This window comes from Acidiphilium rubrum, from assembly GCF_900156265.1.
Taxonomy (GTDB): Bacteria; Pseudomonadota; Alphaproteobacteria; order Acetobacterales; family Acetobacteraceae; genus Acidiphilium; species Acidiphilium rubrum.
The window spans coordinates 116,252-138,744 of the sequence record NZ_FTNE01000004.1 but is presented as its reverse complement, the minus strand read 5'-3'; the positions used below and the strand labels follow the sequence as shown (position 1 = coordinate 138,744).

Below are 22,493 nucleotides of genomic sequence, written 5' to 3'. Positions count from 1 at the left end.
GGCATCAGCCGCCGGTAACAGGGACCGCCGATACCGCATTGGCCGGCGAGCCGTGGATGATTTTCGTGCTGATCAGCATATAGACCACCGCCTTGTGATCGGGGTCGACCAGGCGATAGAGGTTGAAATGTTTGACCAGGAACGAGGCAGAAATCGCCGCGATCTGTTTTTTTGCCGGCAGGCCGGCCGGCAGCGTGACAGGGCCGGTGGCGATGCAGGAGAGCGCGAAGCGGGACGGATCGGTCGCGACGCCGAGGCTGCCCTTGACGCCGCCGGTTTTGGCGAAGCTGGCGTAACAGGCGACGTTGGGGAGTTTCGGGTCTTCCAGCCGTTCGACAACGACTTTGTCGTCGGCACCCAGGAGCCGGAAATTGGTCGAGACCGCGCCGATCCGCGTCTCGGCGTGGGCGATGCCGGTGGTGGCCGCCATTGGAAGTGCCGCGAGGCCGATCAGCGCGGCTGCCGTGATGAGGCTTGGGACAGAAAGGTTCATCGCCCTGCTCCTTGTGTGATGGCGCGTTCATAGACCGTGAGCGTCTCGGCGCAAATAACCGGCTCGGCATAAAGCTGCGCGGCCCGTGCGCGCCCGGCCTGACCCAGGGCTGCGCGCAACGACGGATCGGCGATGAGACGCGCGAGGGCGGCGGCGAGGGCTGGTGCGTCGCGCGGCGGCACCAGCAGGCCGGTCTGGTCCGCGATCACCGCATCGCGACAGCCGGTTACATCGGTTGCGACGCATGGCAGGCCGCACGCCATGGCTTCCAGCAGGAATTTCGGTAGGCCTTCGCGGTACGAGGGCAGGCAGGCGATGTGGCAGGTTGCGAACAGGGCTGCCATGTCGTCACAATGGCCGATCCAGGTAACGTGGTGGGCGGCGCGCAGATCGGCCTCAGTCAGCGAGGCGGGATTGTCGGGGTCGGGCATACCGGCGAGGATGAATTCCGTCCCCTGCCCTTGCAGGATGGCCGCGGCCTCGATGAATTCGCGGACGCCTTTGTCGCGCAGCATGCGGGCACCGAGCACGATGCGGATGGGCGCTGCGTTGAGCGCATGGGGTCGGAAACGGGCGAGATCGACGCCGGCGCCACGGATCAGGACGGTATGATCGGCGCGGATGGCACCGGATGCGATCATCGCGCTGCGATCTTCCTCGTTTTCGAACACCGCGATGGCACTGCGGGTGCCGATGGTCGCCCGCAGCGCGGTGCTTACGAACGGCCGCAGCAGGCGGGCCTTGGCGGTGCGCGAGGCGAACACGAACCCTTGCCCGACCGGCGCGTTGACGATGGCCGGGACGCCGGCGATGCGGGCTGCGATGCTGCCGAGCAGAATGGGTTTCAAGGCGACGTGGTGGGCCAGATCGGGGCGAAGTTCGCGGTAGAGTGCCGCGATGTGCAGGGCCAGACGAAATTCCGCGATCGGGTCGATCCGGGCGCGTTTGAAATCGACGCTGTGGAGATCGAAGCCTTCGGCGCGCAAGGTATCCGCTGCGGCACCGGTGCGGGTGATGACCGAGACGCGCCAGCCCGCCGCGCGCGCGGCGCTGGCGCGGGCGCGGAAATGCGAGGCGAAGAACCAGTCTTCGCCGATCAGATAGACGAGGTGGCGGGGGCGCATGGCAGGGCCGCGATGATGGGGACGCGCGGGCGTATGGGGTCAGGCGGTCTGGTTGGTCAGGGCGATTTTGCTCTGCCAGCGCCAGGCGTCACGGCACATGTCTTCGATGCCGCGGGTGGCGCGCCAGTCGAGCAGGGTTTCGGCACGCGCGGGGTCGGCGTAGCAGGCGGCGACGTCGCCGGGGCGGCGGGGGGCGATTTTGTACGGAACCTTGATGCCGGTTGCGGCTTCGAACGCGGCGATCATGTCCAGCACCGAATAGCCGGTGCCGGTGCCGAGGTTGACCGTGAAATCACCGTCATGGGCGAGGACGCGGCGCAGTGCGGCTTCGTGGGCTTCGGCGAGGTCCATGATATGGATGAAGTCGCGCACACCCGAACCATCGTGCGTCGGGTAGTCGTTGCCGAACACGTTCAGATGCGGCCGCCTGCCTTCGGCGGTCTGGCAAAGGTAGGGCATCAGATTGGCCGGCACGCCGCTGGGGTCTTCGCCGATCACGCCGGATGGATGCGCGCCGACCGGGTTGAAATAGCGGAGCACCGCCGCCGCTTGCAGCGTGCCGGTGCGCACCAGATCGGTGATCATGCCCTCCATCACCAGTTTCGTGCGGCCATAGACGTTGGTGACTCGCAGGGCCGCATCCTCGGTGATCGGGCAGGCATCCGGCTCGCCGTAGACGGTGGCGGAGGATGAGAACACGATGCGCCCGACGCGGGCGCGGCGCATGGCGGCCAGCAGGCGCACGGTGCCGACGATGTTGGCGTCGTAATAGAGAAGAGGATCGGCCTCGCTCTCGCCGACCGCTTTTTTCGCCGCGAAATGAATGACCGCATCGATCGGGAATGCGGCCAGGGCTGCCGCCATGGCTGCTTCGTCGCGAATATCCGCCTCGATCAGGGGCACCGAAACACCGGTGATCCGGTGCAGGCGGGCCGGTACGTCGCGCGCTGCGTTCGAGAAATCATCGAGCAGGACGACATCGTAGCCGCGCTCGAGCAGGACGACGGCGGTGTGCGAGCCGATGAAGCCGGCGCCGCCGGTCAAGAGAATGCGTGCCATGCGCTCAGCCCATTTTGGTCAGGGCCCATTTGACCTGTTGCGGGCCATCCTGGGTGCTGGTGAGAACGATCTGTTCGGCGCGGCGGGGTTCGGCGCCGCCGAAATAGATGGATTCCTCGACGGTGAGAGCGGCACCGCCCGCCCGCAGGCGCCAGCCCTGACCTGATGGCAGGCGAAGCAACGCGGCTTCGTTATCCTGCTGGATGCTTGCGGTGACGTTGGGGTGGAGGTGAAACCGCAGGGTGAAGGGCTGCGGCTGACCGGCTTCGACACTGTCTTCGCCGCGGAGGTCTTCGCCGCTTTCGGACAGATAGAGGCGGCGGCGATGAATGGCGTCGAACGGTTTTTTCCAGCCATCGTGGCTCGCCTCGAGCCAATGCGCCCCATTGGCCTCGTGGCGGGTGAGTTCGACGGTGCTCGGGCGGCGGCCGAGGCCTTCGGGCCTGATTTCCGAGGATGAGACATCGGCGATGATCAGGGTGGAGTGGGCGGCGGTGGCGCGCAGCGCGTCGCGCCATTCGGTGGCGGAGGCGGGCGCCGCGCCACAATTCACGATGAGGCGTTCGCGTCCCACCGAAAATTCGAACGCAAGCGTGCCGGCATGGGCGAAACGATCCATGCCCTGGCCGGGCGGCGCGCCGGCATCGACGATGATGGTCGTTTTGCCGGCGGTGAGGCGATGAAAACCCGACTGGGCGAGCGAGACGTTGCTGCGGCCAGTGCGGCCGGCCTGGCTCAGCACCAGGTCGATCAAATTGGGCCAGTCTTCCGCGGTGCCATTGAACAGTGCGAGACCGCCATCGGCGTGGCGGAGCGCACGCAGCGCGACCGCCATACGCTCGATCGTGCCGGGAAGTTGCGGCGGGGCCTCGGCGCGGGCTGATTGCAGCAGGGCGCGAATCTCGGTGAGGTCCTGCAGCGCGGCGAGATGGGCAGCGGGGCTGCGTTCGGCGTGTGAGCCGTCCGGCAGGATTTGGCGGCCGATTTCCGGCACCAGGAATTTCAGGGCGCGCGGCAGGAAGGCCGCATGTTCGGGCAGGGCGACCGAGGCGGCGATCAGCCCCTTGATGGCGGTGAAGGCGCGGCCGTCGCGCGCTTCGATCGGCATGGCGGCGGCAAGTTGCCGAGCATCGTGCACGAGCCGTGCCATCAGCATCTGGCGGAAATCGTCATCGGCCGAGGCTGCGAAGAAATCGTAATGGCCGAGCCAGGCGGTGAGCCGGGCACCGCTGACCGGCGGCGCGGTCGCGATGGCGGGAAGTTGGTCGCAGCCGATCCAATCGGTGATCAGGGCGCGGGCGCGGGAGCGGGCGGCATCGGTGCCGAGGGCGCGCAGATCGCGCAGCCAGCCGAAGCCGTGGATATGCGCGAGCATCAATGGCGAGGCATCGCTTGCGGAGAAACCGCCCGGGCGCAATGGGCGGAGGGCGCCGCGATACTCGAGTTCGCCCTTGATGATCCGGGCCCCGCGGCCCGGTTCGCCGGGCCATGGATCGCGCACCGGCAAGGCGGGTGCGTCCGGCACGCCGCCACCACGCAGGGTGGCGAGTTTGGCCATCCATTGTCGGGCGCCGCGCATCATCGGGCCGCCTTCACTCATGACCGGCCACTCATAATGAGGGTTTCAGCGCCGCGATGGCGGCAGCATAGTCAGGCTTGCCGAAAATCGCGCTGCCGGCGATCAGCACATCGGCTCCAGCCTCGATCGCTTGCGGCGCGGTTGCCGGGTCGATGCCGCCGTCGGTCTCGATGTGGATTTTGCGGCCGCTCTGCCGGATCATCGAGCGCAGGGCAGCGATTTTCGGCAGCTGGCTGGCCAGGAATTTCTGACCGCCAAAGCCGGGATTGACTGTCATGACGTTGATGATGTCGATCAGGTCGAGCACGTTGGCGACCGCATCGATCGGGGTGGCGGGGTTGAGGGCGACACCGGCTTTCTTGCCGAGCGCGCGAATCGCTTGCAGTGAGCGATGCAGGTGGGGGCCGGCCTCGGCGTGGATTGTGATGTGATCGGCGCCGGCAGCGGCGAAATCGGCCAGATAGGCATCGACCGGGGCGATCATCAGATGCAGGTCGAACACGAGTTTGGAGTGAGGGCGGAGTGCTTTGATGACCAGCGGGCCGAAGGTGATGTTGGAAACAAAATGCCCGTCCATAACATCGAGATGGAGCCAATCGGCCCCTGCCCGCTCGATTGCCGCGACTTCGTCGTTGAGGCGGCCGAAATCGGCGGCGAGCAGGCTTGGTGCAATGATTGGTGCCGCTGCGGGTGGTTCCCTCATGGCTATGCTTGTAGCGAAGTGTGTCGCGCCTTCACAAGCGCGCAACCGGTTTAATGTTCAGGCTTTAATATTGGCACGCGAATCCGCCCCGCCTCATTTGATTTTTCCGAGATGGCGGGCGGATTTAATGCGCCGGTTGCAATTTTTTGGAACAACCCGACCCTGTAACGTCCGGGCGGTTCCCGCACGCGGATGGGCTTGCTCGGATCGACCTGCGCCTACTCGGACGGAAACGTATCGGATGGCGCAAGCGACTTGATCAGATCGAACATGCGCTTGCGGACCGTGGGTTCGGCAATGCGGTAGTAGGCGCGGACCAGTTCGAGGGTTTCGCGCTTGGTCATATGATCATCGAGGCCAACACCGAACGGTTCCTGCGATTCGGCAAAGCCATGGCTGCGGCCGCGGGGCCCGGACATCGGCGTCGCGTCCATGCCTTCGGGCATATCGTCGAAGAAGAAACTGATCGGTACATCGAGCACGCGTGAAATATCGAACAGGCGCGATGCGCCGACGCGATTGACGCCGCGCTCGTATTTCTGGACCTGCTGGAAGGTAAGCCCCAGTGCGTCCCCCAGCTTTTCCTGCGACATGCCCAGCAAGGTCCGCCGTAGCCGGATTCGTGAACCGACATGGACATCGATTGGACTGGGGCGCCCGTCTCGTTCGCCACGTTCGGTCATTTCATTTGCCACCCTGGTCACTTCCGACTCTCCAAGCGTTGGGCCGTTAAGGGCACCGCTGCCATATCGATTACAATCAATGAGCATAACACTATTGTGGTGCCACTCATGCCATTTATCACGACCCTGATCCGAGCAACCCGGACCAGCGCCTAACCGAGTTCCAAGCCCCTGAACTGCCTTAGTATCATCCAGAAATACAACTATGTCTATATTTTAAGAAAACAGGGTGTTTCGACGCTAATTCTACCGCAGATCGTTATTAGAGCACGGACTTGACAATCTGCAATAGCAGCACCTTCAAAATTCTGCAAGCTCGAACAAATTTTAAGACGTTTTTTTCAGGTTTTATTAACCTTGGGCGTTATCGAGAATATCAGCATGACAACGGCAAGAGCCACTGAATAAAAAGCAATGATCCCGGCAATGGTTAGCCCGAACTTGGCGTAAGGGGTTGACGGCAATGCAACCGGAAGTTTGTGCACCAGGAGGCCCCGCCGATCGAGGCCGAGCCGGGCCAGGATGCGGCCGTGCGGGCCAATCACTGCGGAAATCCCAGAGTTGGTGTCGACCACGAGGGGCAACCCTTCCTCGACCGCGCGCAGGCGGGTTGTAGCGAAATTCTGATGCGGGCCGGTGCTGTCGCCGAACCAGGCGTTGTCGCTGATGTTGAGCAACCAGCCCGGGCGATCCGCCTTGTCGACGATTTCACCCGAGAAGATCGATTCGTAGCAGATCAGCGGGCCGACCGCCGGGATGCCGGGAACATGCAGGGTGCGCGGACCGGGGCCGGGCGCGAAACCGCCGCCGGGGGTGATTTTGAACGGGATGATGGCCGGCGTGTATTCGCCGAACGGCACCAGTTTCCATTTGTCGTACCAGGCGACGGCGGGACCCGGACCATCGACCGCTATGAGTGAATTATAGACCTTGCCGGTGCGTCCGTAACGAAACGAACCGGCGAGGACCGGCGTGGTACCGGTGATGGCGGCAATGGCGGCACGGGCGGATGCATCGGACTGCAAAAGGGCGGGACTCGCGGTTTCGGGCCAGACGATGACTTTCCGGCCGGGGCCGGCCTGCTGCATGGCCTGCTGCGTCATGTGCAGGTCGCGCTGCCAGCGCGCCTCGAGTGCTGGACGGGTGAAACTGCCGGGCACCGCGAAGCGCGGCTGGATCATCGCGACCGTCAGGTCACGGTCCGGTGCGGGCCCGGCGGCGGTGCGGACGAGGCCGAAGGTGACCCAGCAGAACATGAGTATGGCGCTCGCGATCCAGCCGCGCCGACCGAGCAGCGGCAGGCCGGCCGCGAGGCAGGTGAGCAGGGTGAGCAGGAAAATACCGCCCCAGGCGGCCGGCTGCATCATGATCACGCCGATTTCGCCGGGAATCGACCAGTCCGCTCCCCAGAAATTCCATGGGAAGCCGGTGAACAGGAATTGTTGCGCCAGATTGGCCATCACCATGACGCCGGCGAACATCAGGACCATCGCCGCGGCGGCGGCATGGTTGCGGAACGGGCGGATCCAGTACACCGCGACGGCAGGCAGCATGAAATAGCAGGCGGTGGCGGCGGCAAGGCCGGGTGCCGCGATCGGCACTGCCCACCAGAATTGCTGCGCCATGATCAGGATGGGCTCGGTGACCCAGAACAGACCGAGCAGGTTGAAACCAAAGCCGAAGCACCAGCCGATCCAGATCGCACGGCGCCAGCTTCCGGCACGGGCGAGGCTGCGCAGCAAGCCAGGCACCACCAACCAGAGCAGCGGCAGCAGATAGAACGGGGGCAGCGCCAGGGCGGCCAGCAGGCCCAGGCCGAACGCGCGCCAGGGGTCGGTGTTCAGGCGTGCGGGCAGGGTTGCCGTCCACCTTCGTTGGGTCAGCGTTGACATCGGGCAGCCTCCGTTATTCCGGCTGAGATAGGCCGAATTGCCGTGCGACGCTGGTCAATTCCGCGGCATGAGGGTGGGTGGTGCCGGCGATCGTACCATCCGCCGGGCGGACCAGTTGGCAGACGGCGAGCCCCGCTGCTGCCGCCGCGGTGAGTTCCGCTTCCACATCCGAAAGGAACAGGACGGCGCCGGGGGGCACCGCCAAGCTGCGAGCGATGGCGGCGTAGCTGGCGGCCTCGCGCTTGGGGCCGATCCTGGTATCGAAGAAGGCGCTGATCAGGCTCTCGCGATCGCCTGCGATGCTATGGCGGAACAGCAGACGCTGCGCCTGTTCGGAACCGGATGAATAGATCGCGATGGTGGTGCCGGCTGCGTGCCAGGCTTGCAGGGTGGGCAGGACATCGGGGTAGAAATCGCTGGTCAGCGCGCCGGCGGCGAAGCCCTGCGCCCAGATACGGCCCTGGATATGCTTGAGCGGGGCGAGTTTCGCATCCCGGTCCATCAGGGCCAGCAAGGTTTCGAGTGGTGGCGCGCCGGGCGTGATCTGATCGAGTTCGGCCAGAGCTGCCACAATGTCAGGCTCATCGGCGTGGCGTGCCAGGAAACCGCCCAGACGCGTGCGCGCATAGGGAAACAGCACCTCGTGTACGAAGCTGATCGGCGCGATCGTGCCCTCGATATCGAGCAGCACGACCGCCGGCGGCGCGGTGTCAGGCATGGTCACGTGCCGGCGATGTCAGGTGACGGGGAAGCGCGCGCTGATCGCATCACCAGTGAAATGCGCGACCCAGCCGGACTGGTCGGTAAAGATGCGCAGGGCGATGAAATCCGGGCGTTCGCCGGCATCGAACCAGTGCTTGATGTTGGCGGGAACCGAAATCAGATCGCCCTTGGTGCAGAGGGCGTCGAACACCTTGCCCTCGGTGTGCATGACGAAATGGCCAGCGCCGCTGACGAAGAAGCGGACCTCGTCCTCCGTGTGGCTGTGCTCGTTGAGGAATTTTTCGCGCAGCGTGCCGGCTTGCGGATGATCGGGCGTCATTTTGATGACATCGGCGGAGCCGGCGCCGGTTTCACCCATCAGCCGGTCGAGATAGGGGCGATAGGCGTCGAGGATCGCGTCCGCCTCAGCATCGGGCGGCAGGGTCACCGGGCTGTCCCAGCGTTCGAAGCGGACGCCGATGGTGGCGAGATGTGCGGCAATTTCGGTCGCATCACCGGTGTCGAGGACCGGCGCGCCGGGGGCGTTGTCGTCGAAAATCCGCAGGCCGCTCATCGCATTTGTCTCCGTTCGCATTCGCAGGATATCAGGAATTCCAGGGCTTCGAGCCGCCAGAAGCAGCGCTCGATGTCCGGACCCCAGGCATAGACGCCATGACCGCGCAGGATATAGCCGATCGGCGCCGCATCGAGCGAGGGCGCGATCTGGCCAGCCAGGCGGGCGATGTCCTGATCATTGTCGAACACCGGGACGTTCGCGACGGTCTGATGCGTGGTGACGCCGGGGAAGGCTTTGAGGATCTCGTAATCCTGCAAGACCAGAGATTGCTCGTGAGTGACCATCGAGAGTGCGGTCGCCGCGACCGAATGGCCGTGCAGCACGGCGCCGACCGCGGGGAAATGACGATAGAGCTGACAATGCAGCAGGGTCTCGGCGCTCGGCTTATCGGCCTGGTGACGCGGTGCGCCATCGAGATCGACCTCGATGATATCGGTCTCGGTCAGCCGCCCCTTGTGCACGCCGCTGCGCGTGATGGCCATGGACTGATCACTCAGCCGTGCCGACAGATTACCCGAGGAGGCCGGCACCCAGCCGCGCGCATCCATGCGCGCACCGATCGCGACCAGGCCGCGCGCCGCCTGGAGCAGGCTGTTGTGCATCAGGATCGCCTTGGTCAGAGACGCGTCTGGTCCGACGCGCTGACCGGATCGGGTTGGCGAACCACGGTTTCGGCGGGCGGAGCACCATCGACGACGCGGGTCTGCACCTGGGGTGCGGGCTGATTGATCGGCTCGGCCGGCTTGGCGGGGTCGTGATCGGACACGTTCTGTTTGAACGCCTTGATGCCCTTGCCGACTTCACCCATCAGATTGCCGACGCGCGAGCCGCCGAACAGCAGGGCGATGACGCCGATGACGATGATCCAATGAACAGGAGAATCGAAGCCCATGGGATTACCTCAGACCTTTGTGCGATCGGTGGTGGTCGCTTGCACCGGCGGTGGGGGTACGTGCTGTTCGAGCATGGAAGCATCTTTGGGTTGGTCGTCGGCCAGATTATTCTTGAACGATTTCATGCCCTTGCCGAGTTCACCCATCAGGTTACCGACCCGCCCGGAGCCGAACAGGATCAGCACGACCGCCAGAACGATCAGCCAATGCCATATGCTCAAACCACCCATAATCCTGATCCTTCCTCAATGAGAATCACGTCGACATCACATCGGCATGATGCGGCCGACCCGCAATGCCCGCGGACGCAAGACGATGTTATAGCCCAAGCAGGCCAGTGCGCCAATGCCGGGGGCGGACCATGCCACGGACCGTTACGGCGTGTGGGCACATCGGCGGATCCACCGCTCCATTGGCCAAGCCAAGCCGACGGAAATCGGACGTCGCAGCATAAAGCAACGGTTGTGCCGGCCGGGTATTGGAACCGAGCACATTAATAATCATATCATGATCGTCAAAACGTGAATGGAAACCGACATGCGTCTGCTGCTGATTATTCTCCTGATCCTCCTGGTGCTTGGCGGCGGATTTGGTTTGCACGGCGGTTTGTTCATCGGTGCCCATGGCCTTTATTACGGTGGCGGGCTGGGCTTGGTGATTGTGGTGGTTCTGATTCTGCTGATTATTTAGCCCGGACGGTCTCGGTGAGGCGGTAGCCGATGCCGGGCTCGGTGATCAGGGAAAACCCCGTGTCGATCAGTTTGCGGCGCAGCTGGCTGACATAGATCCGAAGATAGGCGATATCCTCGGTGTGCGCTGGCCCCCACACCGCCGTCAGTACCTGCCGATGCGTCAGCACGCGCCCCTGGTTGCGGACGAACAGGGCAAGCAGCGTGTATTGAATCCGCGTCAGACCGAGGTCGGTCGATTGCCCCTCAATCAGAAGACTGGCGGCGCGGCGTTCAGGATCGAGCGTCAGGTTGCCGAGCGTTAGCCCGGGGCTCGGGTCGCCGGCGTGCGCGTGCAGACGCAGGGCGGCACGGATCCGGGCGAGTAACTCGCCCAGTGCGAAGGGTTTTTCAACATAATCATGCGCCCCGCCATCGAGCGCTGCGATTTTTTCAACCTCGCGGTCGCGCGCGGAGAGCACGATGACCGGTGCGGAACAGAAGGCGCGCAGGCGTACGAGCACGGCCTGACCATCGATATCCGGCAAGCCGAGGTCGAGCAGGATGAGGTCGGGCGCGACCGAAGCAGCCAGACGGAGCGCTTCCGTGCCGGTTTCGGCGCGTAACGCGGTAAAGCCGGCGGCTTCGAGCGCTGGTTTGAGGAAGCGGTGGATCTGAGGCTCGTCGTCGACGACCAGGATATTGCCGGTGATCATCGGGCTGGTGCGCGCGATATCAGAGAAGAAAGCGTTTCTTTTTTGTAAAAAAGAAGCAAAAAACTTTTTTCTACGGTGGGTTCGTGCCGCGGTATCGGCGCGGGCTTATGACCAGGGTGTTGGTCTGCTGCTGTTTTGTTCCCGGTACTCAAGAGGTTTCTGCGCCGTTCCTGCGGCATCAAACCGTCAGGATGCGTTTCAACAGATCGACGTCCTGAGCGAAATCAGTGTCGGCGGCCATCAGTTCGGTCACCTTGGCGACCGCATGCATCACGGTGGTATGGTCGCGATTGCCGAATTTGCGCCCGATCTCGGGCAGCGACCGGCTGGTGAGTTGCTTGGCGAGATACATGGCGACCTGGCGCGGGCGCGCGATGTTGCGGGCACGGCGGACCGAGGACATTTCGCTGATCCGGATGTTGTAGTGCTCCGCAACCTGCTTCTGGATTTCCTCGATGGTGATCTTGCGATCATAGGCGCGCAACAAATCGTGCAGCACCTCGTTCGCGGCTTCGAGCGTGACCGGGCGATCGAACAGATGGGCGTGGGCAATCAGTCGGTTAAGCGCGCCTTCGAGTTCGCGGACATTCGCGGTGATTTTCTGGGCCAAAAACTCCATGACCCGGCCGGGCACCGGCACGCCGGCGCGTGCGGCCTTGGCTTCCAGAATGGCGAGGCGCAATTCATAGGTGGTAGCATGAACATCGGCCACCATGCCGCAGCCAAGGCGGGTGCGCAGCCGATCTTCGATGCCGGACAAATCCGATGGCGACTTATCGGCGGACACGATGATCTGCTTGCCGCTATCGACCAAGGCGTTGAACGTGTGGAAGAATTCTTCCTGGGTGCCGTCCTTGCCGATCAGGAACTGCAGATCATCGACCATCAGCACGTCGACACTACGCAATTCGTTCTTGAACTCGATGGTCGATTGCCGGCGCAGCGCGCTGACGAAACGGTGCATGAATTTCTCGGCCGACATATAGGCGACCGTGACTTCGTCGGCCCGCTGGGAGAGCTCCCACGCGATCGCGTGCATCAGATGGGTTTTGCCCAAGCCGACGCCGCCGTATAGAAAAAGCGGGTTGAAGCCGGGGCTCGCATGGCCATCAGCGACGCGACGGGCGCAGGCGTAGGCAAATTCGTTCGGCTTGCCGACCACGAACGTGTCGAACGTGAAGCGAGGGTCGAGCGGGGCGGCAGTTTCAGACCGGTCTTCAGCGTCACGGCGGGCGGGTTGGGTCGATTTGGCGAGAACCGCACTCGGCTCGGCCAGATTGGGCACGGCGGTGATGCCGCCGGCCGGACGTGTGCGGATGTCGACCCGGCGAACCGCAGGGTTCTCGGACTGCCACAGGCTGGTGAGCAATCCGCCGTATTCCTTGTTGACCCAATCGCGCAAAAAGCGCGTCGGCAGCATCACCGTGATCTCATCGCCATCAAGCCCGTGGAGGGCCGCCTGACGGAGCCAGTTGCGGTATTCGACTTCGCCGATTTCATCCTGCAAGCGCGCTCGAACGCGGCTCCATTGCAGTGCCAGCGCCGCATCCTGCCCGGACTCGCCCAACGGATCCCGCTGGCTGCCGGCCTCAAGGGGGATGTCTGCGTCGTAAACCTGCCCTACCTGCGCTTCCAACAGCATCGCCTCCCCTATTTCCACCGTGCCCCGAGCCTTCAACGCCACACCTGGACGTCACATAAATTGGAAACACGCTGTGGTTGTGTCAACCATTCGTGCATTCAGCGTCCGACTGCTGGAACCTTGTCTGAGGAGCAGAAGGTAGGCCAAGTGACGGCCCGGACGCAAGAGATGTTATGTTCGAAAAAACTGAGGCCTGAAGTCGAGGTTTCGAAATCTCTCCATGAAATCAGGCGATTGATACGGGTTTCCGAACTGTAAAAAAATCCTGTCGCGTCGGGTCATGTCTGATTGTACGGCGACCCACGGGGCACGACAGAAGGCGGGCGGCTCATGGTCAGGCCGCCTCAAAAACCTGATAAAGAGTGATTTTCAGGACTTTATCAGCCCCATTTCAGACGAGGGCTGGACGCTCCGGGACCTAGAAGGCCCGTGCCGAGACCTGTCAGGCCGCCAAGGCTTTGACGCGCGCAGAGAGACGCGAAATCCGCCGTGATACTGTGTTAGCCTTGAGCACACCCTTGGTCACCGCGCGCTGCATTTCCGGCTGGGCCGCGATGAACGCTGCACGTGCCTGCGCGTGGTCACCACCGGCGATCGCCTCTTCCAGTTTCCGGACGAAACTGTGGACCCGTGAGCGGCGCGCCTTGTTACGGGCGGTGCGAACCACGGTTTGACGGATGCGCTTCTGGGCGGATGCGATATTTGCCATGAACTCAGGTATCTCTTTTGGAAAGCGGAATAGAAAAAATCGGACCACGGCTTGGGAGCCATGAGACCCGATTGGCGTGGGCTTGGACATATCGCCCTGGGATTATCGCGTCAAGCGGGCACGGCCGGGCGCGGTGGGGTTAAACCAACGGTCTGACGTGCGGCCGCAACATAATTTGCTGTTCACGATTATGCATCATAGATATAAGTTTTTAGACACAAGTCGCTTTAACAGCTGCAGCGACTCAAAAAACAGGGACACGGCAATGCCGGCATTTATCGATCTACCTCGCACTGTCGTTGATTCCGAAATTCTGGTGGTCACGGGCTGGGTCGCGGGGCCGACCCCGACCGCAGCGATGGTAACGGTGAACGGAACGCCGATCGCCCATGAATCGTATGAACGGCCCGACGTACGCGCGGCGATGCCGCAGTTTCCGTTCACGGCTGGCCTGACCGCGGTGGCCGACCTACGCGCTTTCAAACCCTCGCGCACTCTGGATATTATGGTGTCGATCAATCAGGATCGGGAGCGCCATCGAGTCGAGGTGACAGATGCGCTGCATGACCGCTGGCTCGACGATGCCGCCAAGCGAGCGGCCAGTCGGGCCTTTTGCAAGGTTCATCTCCGCTGCCCGGCCTGCGGTGCGACAGGCCTTGACATTACCCCGGCAGCGGTCACCTGCCGGGCGTGCAGGGTCGCGTTTCCGCAGCGCGGCAATGCGTTCGATATGATTTCGGTCCCGCTGGCGATCGAGGCTAATCTTGCCAGCACCGCCAACGTATCCGCCAATCCGTATACCCCGGCGGCGCTGGCGCTGATCCAGCGGGTAACCGGCCGAGGGGGCGTGGTGCTCGATTGCGGCGCCGGTTCGCGGCCGCAACGCACTACAGGTGTTGTAAACGTCGAGATCGTCGATTACCCATCGACCGACGTCCTCGCGATCGGCGAAGCGCTTCCGTTTGAAGACAACAGTTTCGATGCCGCGTTGTCGCTTGCGGTGCTGGAACACGTGCGCGACCCGTTCAAATGCGCTCAGGAGTTGCTGCGGGTGGTGAGGCCGGGCGGCGAATTGTTGATCGACGTTCCGTTTTTGCAGCCGGTGCACGGCTTTCCCCATCACTATTATAACATGACGGCACAAGGACTGACCAATTTGTTTGCCGGCAAGGCCGATGTACTGAGTTGCACGGTGCCGCCGCACGGCCATCCGATTTTTGGGGTGCAGTGGCTGTTACGCGATTATCTGGCGGGGCTGCCGGGCGACGTCGCGACTGCTTTCGGCGCCATGACGGTCGATGACCTTGTCGCACTCAACGCGCCGGCGTTCCTGGCGGATGCCCGCGCCCATACCTTGAGTCAGGAAACCCAATCGCCGATCGCATGCCTGAACACGCTGCACATTCAGCGCCTATAACTCACGCTGACCTGCTCGGCCGGACCTGGCAGTACCGTCGCAGCGACGGCCCCGTGTTCGCTGAGCGCGTTCGCTTGATTAGTGACGGCGCAGTTGCCGGCCACGACGGCGCGTTCGAGGCGCTTTGGACCCTTGAGGATGGCATAGTGACGTTTCACGCGTCGAACGGCGTCGCGACGACGCGGTTCACGGAAGTAACACGCCATGACAACGGCCGGATCGTGATTGCGGGTGATTTTATGTTGGCACCTGAACTCGAACTGCGCTTTATTCTGGATTCGATGCGCGCCAGCGCAACTGCACCGCCGGCACCGCAACGACTGAATGTTGCGATGAGTCTGGGGGGCTCGCTCGATGCTCTCCTCGTGCTGTTCAACTCGATCGGCAGGCCGTTCGATGGGCGAGACACGCGCTGGGAGTTTTATGATCTCCCGCGCTGCCTGGCACTTGACCATGTGCGGTTCGCCGAACGGGTCGACCCGGCCCGTTGGTATGTCGATCAGGCCGATACCATCTGCGCGATGCTGGCGCCGATCATTCGGTGCGGGTATCGGCGGGTTGTTCTGTCCGGATTGAGTTCAGGCGGTTTCGCGAGCCTGATGATCGGCACGATGCTGAGCCAGCGCCACCCGGAACTGGCGGTCGACAGCTTTACCATCAACCCCCAGACTGGGCATGCGCCGGCCCATCGAGCGGTGATGGCCGGCTTGCCGCCTGCGATACCGCCGGCAGTAATGGATGATGCGACCTATACGGCATACGCTGGTCGGGGGGACGAGATTTCAGAGTTGCTCGAGGCCCTGCCGCGGACCGCCCGGCTGACGCATCATGTGTTCTATGATCACGACAATCCCGCCGAACGATATTATGTCGATCTCATCCGCCGTTTTGATCAGGTGGTTGCGACCCCCTACCGGTTCGGGGTCGGCCACATGTCCGGGTGCCTCGCGCTGATGGAGCGGGGCGTGGTGCACGATGCGATCATGGATATGCTGGCGGCCGATCAGGCCGCGGCGTGCGCATCGAGCTCGGTGTTCAAAAACAGATAGGGCAGCCGGCCGACCTTCAGCAGCGGATCTTCCATGCGTTTCTGCATCAGATAGAAGTTGAACAATCGCTCGGCGAAATGCCCGACCAGACGGGGATAGACCGTGATGTGGCTGGCGATGAACCCGACGGCTTCGTGCCAGAACCTCATATAGTCATCGAATATCTCGGCCCGCAGAATATACATATTGCAATAGGCGGGCTGATTCATCGCAAAATCGATCTCCACCGACCGATCCTTGAAATATGAACTGCTGATCACGGCCCCCACCAGGATAGGCCAGTATTCGGCCATGTGGGTGGTCGCCCATTGGGTATCGATCGGGTCGGGAAGAATCGCGCGCAGTACGATGACGTCGTGTGCACCGATCCATTGTGTGAGCCGGCTGATTGCGCCGGGATCAAAGCCACGCCGCATGTCCAGATAACGGTCGAACATCGATGAGCACAGATCGTGGCGGCAGGCCGTCTGGTCGCTCAGCAGGCGTTGGCGGATCGGCCGCCAGTCCTTGTAGCGGCTCGCGATCTCGGAGCCGGGCAACGGATCGAGGCAGAACAGCCGGCGGTAGTGTTCGAAACCAACATAATCATATTTCCAGAGATGATCCTTCCAAACATGGTATTGCTGGCGCATCTCCGAATGTTCGAGCCGATGTGCGATATTCGCGCCGTCGAGATCGCCCAGGTACCGCCCCGCAGGATCGGAGTGCAAACCAGACACCAGCGTGGTAAAAGGGCCGATCGTCAATGGACGATCGGGCACCGCGTGGTGACAGTTAAATATCTGCAAGCGCATCAGGCTGCGGCCTTCTGTTCGCTGTTCGGCAGACCTTCGATTGCCATCAGGCGTAACGCCAGGAAACTGATTGCGGTATCGCGGTCATCGTCACCATGGCCGGTTCTGCGGGGCGACAGGCAGACCGGGTGGATAAACACGATGTCGAGCCTGTCGTGGCGCGCGAGACACGCATGGGGCAACACGACGGCAAGCGTGGTGAACGAATCGACCACGGTTCCGCCGACCGGCACGCCGTTCACCACGACATCGAGCGGGCGCCCGATTAGTCCGCGATCAAGCACGAGAGCGACGACATCGAGTTCGAGCACGATTTGGCCATGGCTCTGTGGCGTCATCAGCCGCATCGTGCTGAACGGACCGACTGCCCAAGTATGAGTCTGCTCGGGATGCGACCAGCCGAACTGTGTGTAGTCAGACGCGTTGCCCGCCGCACCGAAGGCGACCTCCTTGAGCTGGCTGCCCAACCGCCTGGGCAACGTACTGCCGGCAAGCTCGATTACTCCTGACCGTGCCACAACCGCCGGTGCCTGCTCTAGATGTGTGATCGCCGCCGTGATATCAGGTTCGATGGCGAGGAACGGTGCGTCGCGCTGCAATCCTTCGCCGGTCCACAGCGTCGGGCCGCGCAAGTCGGCGTGCCAACCGTCGCGCGCCTGGATCAGCGGATGGAAGTACGAATCCTGCCACGCGGCCGGCGCCATCGAGATTACCCTGACGCCTTGCGGCGCAAAGATCAGATTGATCAGACCCGACCCCTGAACCCCGAAAACCATCTCGGCACCGAGGAACAGGCTGACCTGCTCCCTGAACGGCAGCGTTTCAATCGTGGGGACGTGGAACCCGCTTTCCGCCAGCAGGGCGTGCACGGCCTCGCCATTGTGAAAGCCACGGGTGTGGTTATTGCGCCGCAAGATCGCGATGCGTTGGTGCTTGGCGGGCCTCACGCTCTTACGCATCGCCTCGCGCATGGCATCCATCACGATCGGATTCATCCCCGCGATCGACCAGATGCCGCTGACGGCATGCAGAGATTTGAACCGGTAATGGCGATCGGGGCGTACTTTCAGGATCCGCTCTTCACCAATCCCGAACGCGGCGAGCGATTCCAGGATTACTGTGGCATAGCCTCGCGTTTCGGGCGCGGTCGTGATCGATTGACCCAGTACGAAACGAAACCGGCCGGGATGGGCGCGTTCGGCCATGACAGCGCGCGGCAGGATTTCACCGACCCAATGGCCCCAGGTTACGTCGCCATACCGGGCCACGAGCAGGCACGGCTCTTCGATGGTCTCAGTTTTGAACGGCATCGAACTCAGGGCTTCAAATGATTGCAGCCGATCGCTGGTCAATGGATTGATCTGATCACTGACGAGACAATCTTCGTGCCAAATCCAGTAGGAATCGCCACCCAGCATTGTGGTGCCACGCGGAAGTCGCCCGAGCACAACCGGATCGAATGCGGCCAAGCGTGAACGGTACGTGGTATTCAACATCTTGCGCTCGAAGGCATCAAACCCGATCCGGCCCGCGTTAGTGAACACCACCGATGCAGGCAACACTGTCTCGATCGGTTGGACGAGCGTTTCCTGAGCCACGAACGAGTCCGCCAACCGCGTGAGCGATTTGGGTGTCGCCATACTATGGTTTGATCTGACGAGTTTTGTCATGGGCGATCCTGTTCAAAGCCAACTAACAGTCCAGTAGGTGAACGGCGGAATCATGTTTCAGTTCCGATGAGCAACAATTGTTACCATGGGCGGCTGATCCGCCATGGCTCTGGGTGAATGGAGTGTCACGGTCTGATTGGCAAAACCCAGGCGACTCAGCATGACTTCAAACGCGCTGGTTGAATAGTTCCACCAGTGAATATGGCCGATCGGTGGCGCGGAGGTGCCGATCTGCATAAGGCCGGGCAGTTGGGGGATCGGAGGCAGGGACACCAAATCGGTGATGATCATGGTATCGCGGGTCACCGCGGCTGCCTCACGCAGGGCCTGGAACGGGTTTGAAAGGTGAACCAGAATCGCACCAAAAATGGCGATATCATAAGTCCCAAGGTCATCGGGTTGATGAAAGATGTCGGCATAGACGGCGCGCGCTTCGAATCCAAACGCACGCTTGACGTACCACCAACTGTTGCGCAACCGGCCCGCCGAATGGGCGCCGCTGATGGCGGCCTCACCGATCGTGATGTCGCCGAATGGCATGATCTCGGGGCCGTGGCCAATCGGCAGGTCGAACACCGTGAGGTCGGCGCCGGCCTCGACGATGGCGCGAGAGAGAAAGCCGCTGGCGGGCCCGTATTCGAGTACCGTCTTGCCGGCAAGGGGGATCCCGCCGAGATAGTCCGCCTCGTGACCCCGCAGATCCCAGGCACCGTCCATCACGCGACCATCCGGCAGTGTGATGCTGTGGTAGAACTCGCAGTCTGGCTCCTCGATATCGTTATGATAGGCCGCCAATGCGTGTTGGAACGAAGGTGTCAGCTGGCCGCCATACGGGCGACGCCGAACTGACTCCTTGCGAAAGTAGGTGGCAAGGTCGAATGCGTGTTGATCCATGAATGGTGACCTTTCACAGTCTGTTACCGCGTATTGCCGGGGAGGATATCGGAATAACCATTGGCCTTGTCTCGGAAAATAGACTAACAGGCGATTGTGATTGAAGGAGATGACAATGAACGCTGACTTCAAGATTCTGCACGACATCTTTGCGACGGAGTTGGCCGATCCGACGCTCGACCTGACACCAGACACAGCTTTGGCGGATATCCCGGGCTGGGATTCGGTCAATCTGTCCTGCGTTATTCTTGGCGTCGAAACGAAATTCGGTATCGTGTTCACGCCGGCGCAAATGGATCATCTGGAAACCGTCGCTGATTTTTTGACTGTTATAGAGTCGGGCAGCAAAGCTGCATCCTGAGCGCATCAACACGGTGTGTCCCCCGCCAGAAGGCGCTCGGCTTGACGGCAGATCGCGAGCCAGCACTCAAGCGAGACATCGGCAGCGTTATCGTATGGGGCAAACCGATCGATATAGCCACGAGCGAGACCCGGCATCAGCAGTTCAACCGACCCAGGTGGATTATCGATTTCCGCCGGGGCGACGTAGAGCAGTCGGTTTGCACCGTAGTGGCGTAACAACAGGAACAGCGAAATAACGTCCTCCTCGCGTAGGGCGACGTTATGTTTGACAACATAAATGCGGCGCGCCGACTTTAGATCATCGAGCATCCGCCGACGTAACAGCGTTAATTTCTGCGATTCGCGGTGGCGTACCCGGGCCGCGGGCATTTGATCGGCATAGATAAAAGTATGATACGTCAGATTGTATCGTTTTTCTGTCAGAATGTATTCCTGCGGCTCGCCGCGCAGATCAAGCTCGATCGTCGTGGGATCACCGATTCCGCCACCTTCATGCAGCAGCAGATCGATGAGCGAAGGCAATGGTGTTGCAGTGAAGCGAAGCAGGCCCAACGGTTCGCAACCGCTCAGGCGTTGTGCGATGCCGAATTCGCAATTATCACCGAGGCTCTCGAAAGCACTGAGCAATTCGGCGGGGGTTCCGAGTACCGGGCACAAGGACGGCTGCGTGCTCTGTGGATAACGGGCCACTGACCAGATGTGCAGACGACGACACGCAAAAGCGAGTCTTCGCCGATCTTCTACCTGACCGGCTGCGGCAGGCGAGAGGGCGTCAGGATGGTCGAGGCTGATGCTGATTGGTTGGCCGAGCGCCTCATCCGGGATGAAAAACGCAATCAGACCTGGACGACTCAAAGCGCTTTCGCATTGGATGGTCCCGTTCACGTATACGGAGATCCGTTGCGACGCACGCGGATTCTGTCCGAGATACGGAGCCGCCTCGATCACCCCGATAATTCGGCGGTCGATATTCTTTTGCTGAGCACCGGAAATCATGACGATCATGTCACTGGTGACTCCGAGCGACCAGCGCATCACAACCTCGGGCAATCCCCAACCTTCGCCCAGGCGAAGCGCAGACGTCGGAACTGCGAATTCAAAACGATGGAGCAAAATCGGGTCGATCTTGGAAGCTGAACCAATCGGCGGAGGTGACGGTCGAAGCGGGATCGGCTTCGGGCTCATGATGCCGCCGCCTGGAAAGCAGGTCGGGCAGCGACATAGCGAGCAAGGTTCTCTGCACGTGATAATTTTCCGCTGGTCGTCTTCACCAGCCATCCAGGCGGTACGATCATGGCCTCATATAAAGTCGCGGCAAATTCCGCGTGGACCGCCGATTTGATTGATCGGGCAAGGGCGCGTCGAACGATCGGATCGCTCGCCTCGGTCTCGGCGATGACGACCAGCGACTGGCTGCCCGTTGCCGCATTGAACGGTGCGATCGCAACCGTGCGGCCTGGCTTCACGTTGCAATGGGTATTGATACAGAACTCAACGTCATGGGCATAAATATTCTTGCCGTGAACGATCAGCAGATCATCAGAGCGGCCCGTGATGAATAATTCACCCGCATCGAGGAAGCCACGATCGCCGGTATGATACCAGCCTGCCTCGAGTTTGCCGGGCGGCATCGGCAAACGGAAATAACCCTCGAACAGGGAGTCGCTCGAGACCATGACCGCCCCGACCTGACGATCCGGGCACGGTGCGCCATCGGCATCAAGAATGCGAAGACGCACACCCCGCATCGGGACACCGCAGGATAAAATGGCGCGACGCGATTGAGGATCGCTGACGATCACGGCAGTACCGTCGCGATCAAGGGTTTCAGCATCGACATCCATGCTGCGGGGCATCGCGCCAAGCCGCGTCTGGGTGACCAGGAATACGGCTTCGGCCATCGCGTAGGAGACCTGTGGTGCGATTGGATTGAGCCCGTGCGCTGCGAAATGCACGCGGAACGCATCCAGCGTCGATGGTTTGCAGGGCTCCGAACAATCGATGATTGCGCGAAGGGACGACAGATCGTATGTGGCACGGGGATCCGCCATGCGCATGATATGGTGGAATGCAAAATTAGGCAGCCAGCAGAGCGTCGCGCCGAAATCGGCAATTGCATCCAACAGGCTCGCCGGCCTGCGCACCCACGCGAACGGGTCGAGCGTGACGACTGGAATGCCGAGCAGAGCGGGTGCTACGAAGCAGGCGATCAACCCCATGTCGTGATAGATCGGCAGCCAGGAGGCGATGACGTCGCGCTCGGTGATCGCTAGACAATCGACCATTGCATCGATGTGGTCGAGCACCATGCCGTGGGTCAGTGCAACACCTTTTTTCAAGCCTGTTGTGCCTGAGCTGTGCTGTAGGAACGCGATGTCGCGGCGATCTGCCGCAATCTGCAGGGTGCGGTCCGGACCCGGCAAATCGGCTTCAATGTCGACACAGCGATGCGCATAGGCAGGAAGATGCTCAATAATCAGCGGGATATTGAAATCATCAGTGACAATCAGTGCGACATCGATCCGGGCGAACAACGCGCCGTGGGAGGCCCAGAAAATCGTGGCGTCCTGCTTCGGACTTAGCGGCGGAAAGAAGCTTGGAATCGCGCCGATTATCATGGCACCAAAAAACACGGCAGCCGCATCACGATGAGTCGGTAGCAGCACGGCAATCACATCGCGAGACCGCACACCGCGTGAGGCGAATAACGCGGCGAATTGCTGTGCGCGCGCATACGATTCGCCAAACGTGACAGGGTTGGCCGGATCGTTGACGAGCACAATAAAGGGTTCATCGGCGCAGGCGGTCGCGACAGCACCGAAACGCTCCACCAGAGTTTTGTGGCAGGTCAGAATATCGGCCATCG

24 protein-coding genes are annotated in these 22,493 nt (G+C 61.9%); 4 read left to right on the top strand and 20 right to left on the bottom strand.

The features are described 5' to 3' along the window. Positions 1-4: 4 nt before the first annotated feature. The 12 genes from BW994_RS04635 to BW994_RS04580 all read right to left on the bottom strand — a co-directional run bounded on the left by BW994_RS04635 (position 5) and on the right by BW994_RS04580 (position 9,935). On the bottom strand, positions 5-493 hold the full coding sequence (locus tag BW994_RS04635) for a CreA family protein (RefSeq protein ID WP_029310516.1): 489 nt from the start codon (positions 491-493) through the stop codon (positions 5-7). Continuing rightward, the gene (locus tag BW994_RS04630) at positions 490-1,617 is read right to left on the bottom strand and encodes a glycosyltransferase family 4 protein (protein ID WP_029310515.1); all 1,128 of its coding nucleotides are present in this window, start codon (positions 1,615-1,617) and stop codon (positions 490-492) included. The genes BW994_RS04635 and BW994_RS04630 overlap by 4 nt, the downstream gene beginning before the upstream one ends. A 39-nt stretch (positions 1,618-1,656) precedes the next feature. Further along, the gene (gene galE, locus BW994_RS04625; RefSeq protein ID WP_029310514.1) at positions 1,657-2,676 is read right to left on the bottom strand and encodes a UDP-glucose 4-epimerase GalE; all 1,020 of its coding nucleotides are present in this window, start codon (positions 2,674-2,676) and stop codon (positions 1,657-1,659) included. 4 nt (positions 2,677-2,680) lie between these two features. Further along, entirely contained in the window at positions 2,681-4,276 is a 1,596-nt protein-coding gene (locus BW994_RS04620; RefSeq protein ID WP_408734941.1) for a heparinase II/III family protein, read from the bottom strand. A 10-nt stretch (positions 4,277-4,286) separates the two neighbouring features. After that, positions 4,287-4,958 (bottom strand): ribulose-phosphate 3-epimerase, encoded by a 672-nt coding sequence (rpe, locus tag BW994_RS04615; protein ID WP_029310512.1) that lies wholly within the window; start codon positions 4,956-4,958, stop codon positions 4,287-4,289. A 218-nt stretch (positions 4,959-5,176) separates the two neighbouring features. Beyond that, positions 5,177-5,641, bottom strand: a complete 465-nt coding sequence (locus BW994_RS04610; protein WP_029310511.1) for a helix-turn-helix domain-containing protein — start codon at positions 5,639-5,641, stop codon at positions 5,177-5,179. A 341-nt stretch (positions 5,642-5,982) separates the two neighbouring features. Further along, complete coding sequence (gene lnt / locus BW994_RS04605) at positions 5,983-7,533, bottom strand: apolipoprotein N-acyltransferase (RefSeq protein ID WP_029310510.1); 1,551 nt, start codon at positions 7,531-7,533, stop codon at positions 5,983-5,985. Positions 7,534-7,546: 13 nt separating this feature from the next. Next, positions 7,547-8,251, bottom strand: a complete 705-nt coding sequence (gene mtnC, locus BW994_RS04600) for an acireductone synthase (RefSeq protein WP_029310509.1) — start codon at positions 8,249-8,251, stop codon at positions 7,547-7,549. Positions 8,252-8,269: 18 nt separating this feature from the next. Then, the gene (locus tag BW994_RS04595; protein WP_029310508.1) at positions 8,270-8,809 is read right to left on the bottom strand and encodes a 1,2-dihydroxy-3-keto-5-methylthiopentene dioxygenase; all 540 of its coding nucleotides are present in this window, start codon (positions 8,807-8,809) and stop codon (positions 8,270-8,272) included. Further along, complete coding sequence (locus BW994_RS04590; protein WP_029310507.1) at positions 8,806-9,414, bottom strand: methylthioribulose 1-phosphate dehydratase; 609 nt, start codon at positions 9,412-9,414, stop codon at positions 8,806-8,808. Before BW994_RS04590 ends, BW994_RS04595 begins: the two co-directional genes overlap by 4 nt. Before the next feature lie 14 nt (positions 9,415-9,428). Continuing rightward, a complete protein-coding gene (locus BW994_RS04585) occupies positions 9,429-9,704 on the bottom strand; it encodes a twin-arginine translocase TatA/TatE family subunit (RefSeq protein WP_029310506.1) in 276 nt (91 codons plus the stop codon). A 9-nt stretch (positions 9,705-9,713) separates the two neighbouring features. Further along, positions 9,714-9,935 carry a twin-arginine translocase TatA/TatE family subunit gene (locus BW994_RS04580; RefSeq protein WP_029310505.1) on the bottom strand — a complete coding sequence of 74 codons (222 nt, stop codon included), beginning with the start codon at positions 9,933-9,935 and terminating at the stop codon, positions 9,714-9,716. Between the two features lie 295 nt (positions 9,936-10,230). On the opposite strand from BW994_RS04580, the gene BW994_RS19075 reads away from it, so the two are divergent. Continuing rightward, positions 10,231-10,395 (top strand): DUF3309 domain-containing protein, encoded by a 165-nt coding sequence (locus BW994_RS19075; RefSeq protein WP_245801510.1) that lies wholly within the window; start codon positions 10,231-10,233, stop codon positions 10,393-10,395. Here the strand turns inward: BW994_RS19075 and BW994_RS04575 are convergent. From BW994_RS04575 to rpsT, 3 genes are all read right to left on the bottom strand, one after another. Then, positions 10,388-11,089 (bottom strand): response regulator, encoded by a 702-nt coding sequence (locus BW994_RS04575; protein WP_029310504.1) that lies wholly within the window; start codon positions 11,087-11,089, stop codon positions 10,388-10,390. The genes BW994_RS19075 and BW994_RS04575 overlap by 8 nt on opposite strands. A 178-nt stretch (positions 11,090-11,267) precedes the next feature. After that, positions 11,268-12,731, bottom strand: a complete 1,464-nt coding sequence (dnaA, locus tag BW994_RS04570) for a chromosomal replication initiator protein DnaA (RefSeq protein WP_081848975.1) — start codon at positions 12,729-12,731, stop codon at positions 11,268-11,270. Between the two features lie 442 nt (positions 12,732-13,173). After that, positions 13,174-13,440, bottom strand: a complete 267-nt coding sequence (gene rpsT / locus BW994_RS04565; RefSeq protein ID WP_029310502.1) for a 30S ribosomal protein S20 — start codon at positions 13,438-13,440, stop codon at positions 13,174-13,176. 82 nt (positions 13,441-13,522) lie between these two features. On the opposite strand from rpsT, the gene BW994_RS04560 reads away from it, so the two are divergent. Together BW994_RS04560 and BW994_RS04555 are read left to right on the top strand one after the other, a co-directional pair. Beyond that, positions 13,523-14,857 (top strand): methyltransferase domain-containing protein, encoded by a 1,335-nt coding sequence (locus BW994_RS04560; protein ID WP_211252744.1) that lies wholly within the window; start codon positions 13,523-13,525, stop codon positions 14,855-14,857. Then, the gene (locus tag BW994_RS04555; RefSeq protein ID WP_217696436.1) at positions 14,824-15,906 is read left to right on the top strand and encodes a hypothetical protein; all 1,083 of its coding nucleotides are present in this window, start codon (positions 14,824-14,826) and stop codon (positions 15,904-15,906) included. Before BW994_RS04560 ends, BW994_RS04555 begins: the two co-directional genes overlap by 34 nt. Here BW994_RS04555 and BW994_RS04550 read toward each other — a convergent pair. From BW994_RS04550 to BW994_RS04540, 3 genes are all read right to left on the bottom strand, one after another. After that, positions 15,861-16,625, bottom strand: a complete 765-nt coding sequence (locus BW994_RS04550) for a DUF4422 domain-containing protein (protein ID WP_217696435.1) — start codon at positions 16,623-16,625, stop codon at positions 15,861-15,863. The genes BW994_RS04555 and BW994_RS04550 overlap by 46 nt on opposite strands. A 74-nt stretch (positions 16,626-16,699) precedes the next feature. Then, the gene (locus BW994_RS04545) at positions 16,700-18,340 is read right to left on the bottom strand and encodes a glycosyltransferase family 61 protein (protein WP_029310498.1); all 1,641 of its coding nucleotides are present in this window, start codon (positions 18,338-18,340) and stop codon (positions 16,700-16,702) included. Between the two features lie 87 nt (positions 18,341-18,427). Next, positions 18,428-19,264 carry a class I SAM-dependent methyltransferase gene (locus tag BW994_RS04540; protein ID WP_139333980.1) on the bottom strand — a complete coding sequence of 279 codons (837 nt, stop codon included), beginning with the start codon at positions 19,262-19,264 and terminating at the stop codon, positions 18,428-18,430. 115 nt (positions 19,265-19,379) lie between these two features. Here BW994_RS04540 and BW994_RS04535 point away from each other — a divergent pair, with 115 nt between their 5' ends. Then, the gene (locus BW994_RS04535) at positions 19,380-19,625 is read left to right on the top strand and encodes an acyl carrier protein (protein WP_029310496.1); all 246 of its coding nucleotides are present in this window, start codon (positions 19,380-19,382) and stop codon (positions 19,623-19,625) included. A gap of 5 nt (positions 19,626-19,630) precedes the next feature. Here BW994_RS04535 and BW994_RS19070 read toward each other — a convergent pair whose 3' ends face one another. Further along, on the bottom strand, positions 19,631-20,812 hold the full coding sequence (locus BW994_RS19070; protein WP_139333978.1) for a hypothetical protein: 1,182 nt from the start codon (positions 20,810-20,812) through the stop codon (positions 19,631-19,633). Beyond that, entirely contained in the window at positions 20,809-22,491 is a 1,683-nt protein-coding gene (locus BW994_RS04520) for an AMP-binding protein (RefSeq protein ID WP_162176767.1), read from the bottom strand. Before BW994_RS04520 ends, BW994_RS19070 begins: the two co-directional genes overlap by 4 nt. Between the last annotated feature and the right edge of the window lie 2 nt (positions 22,492-22,493).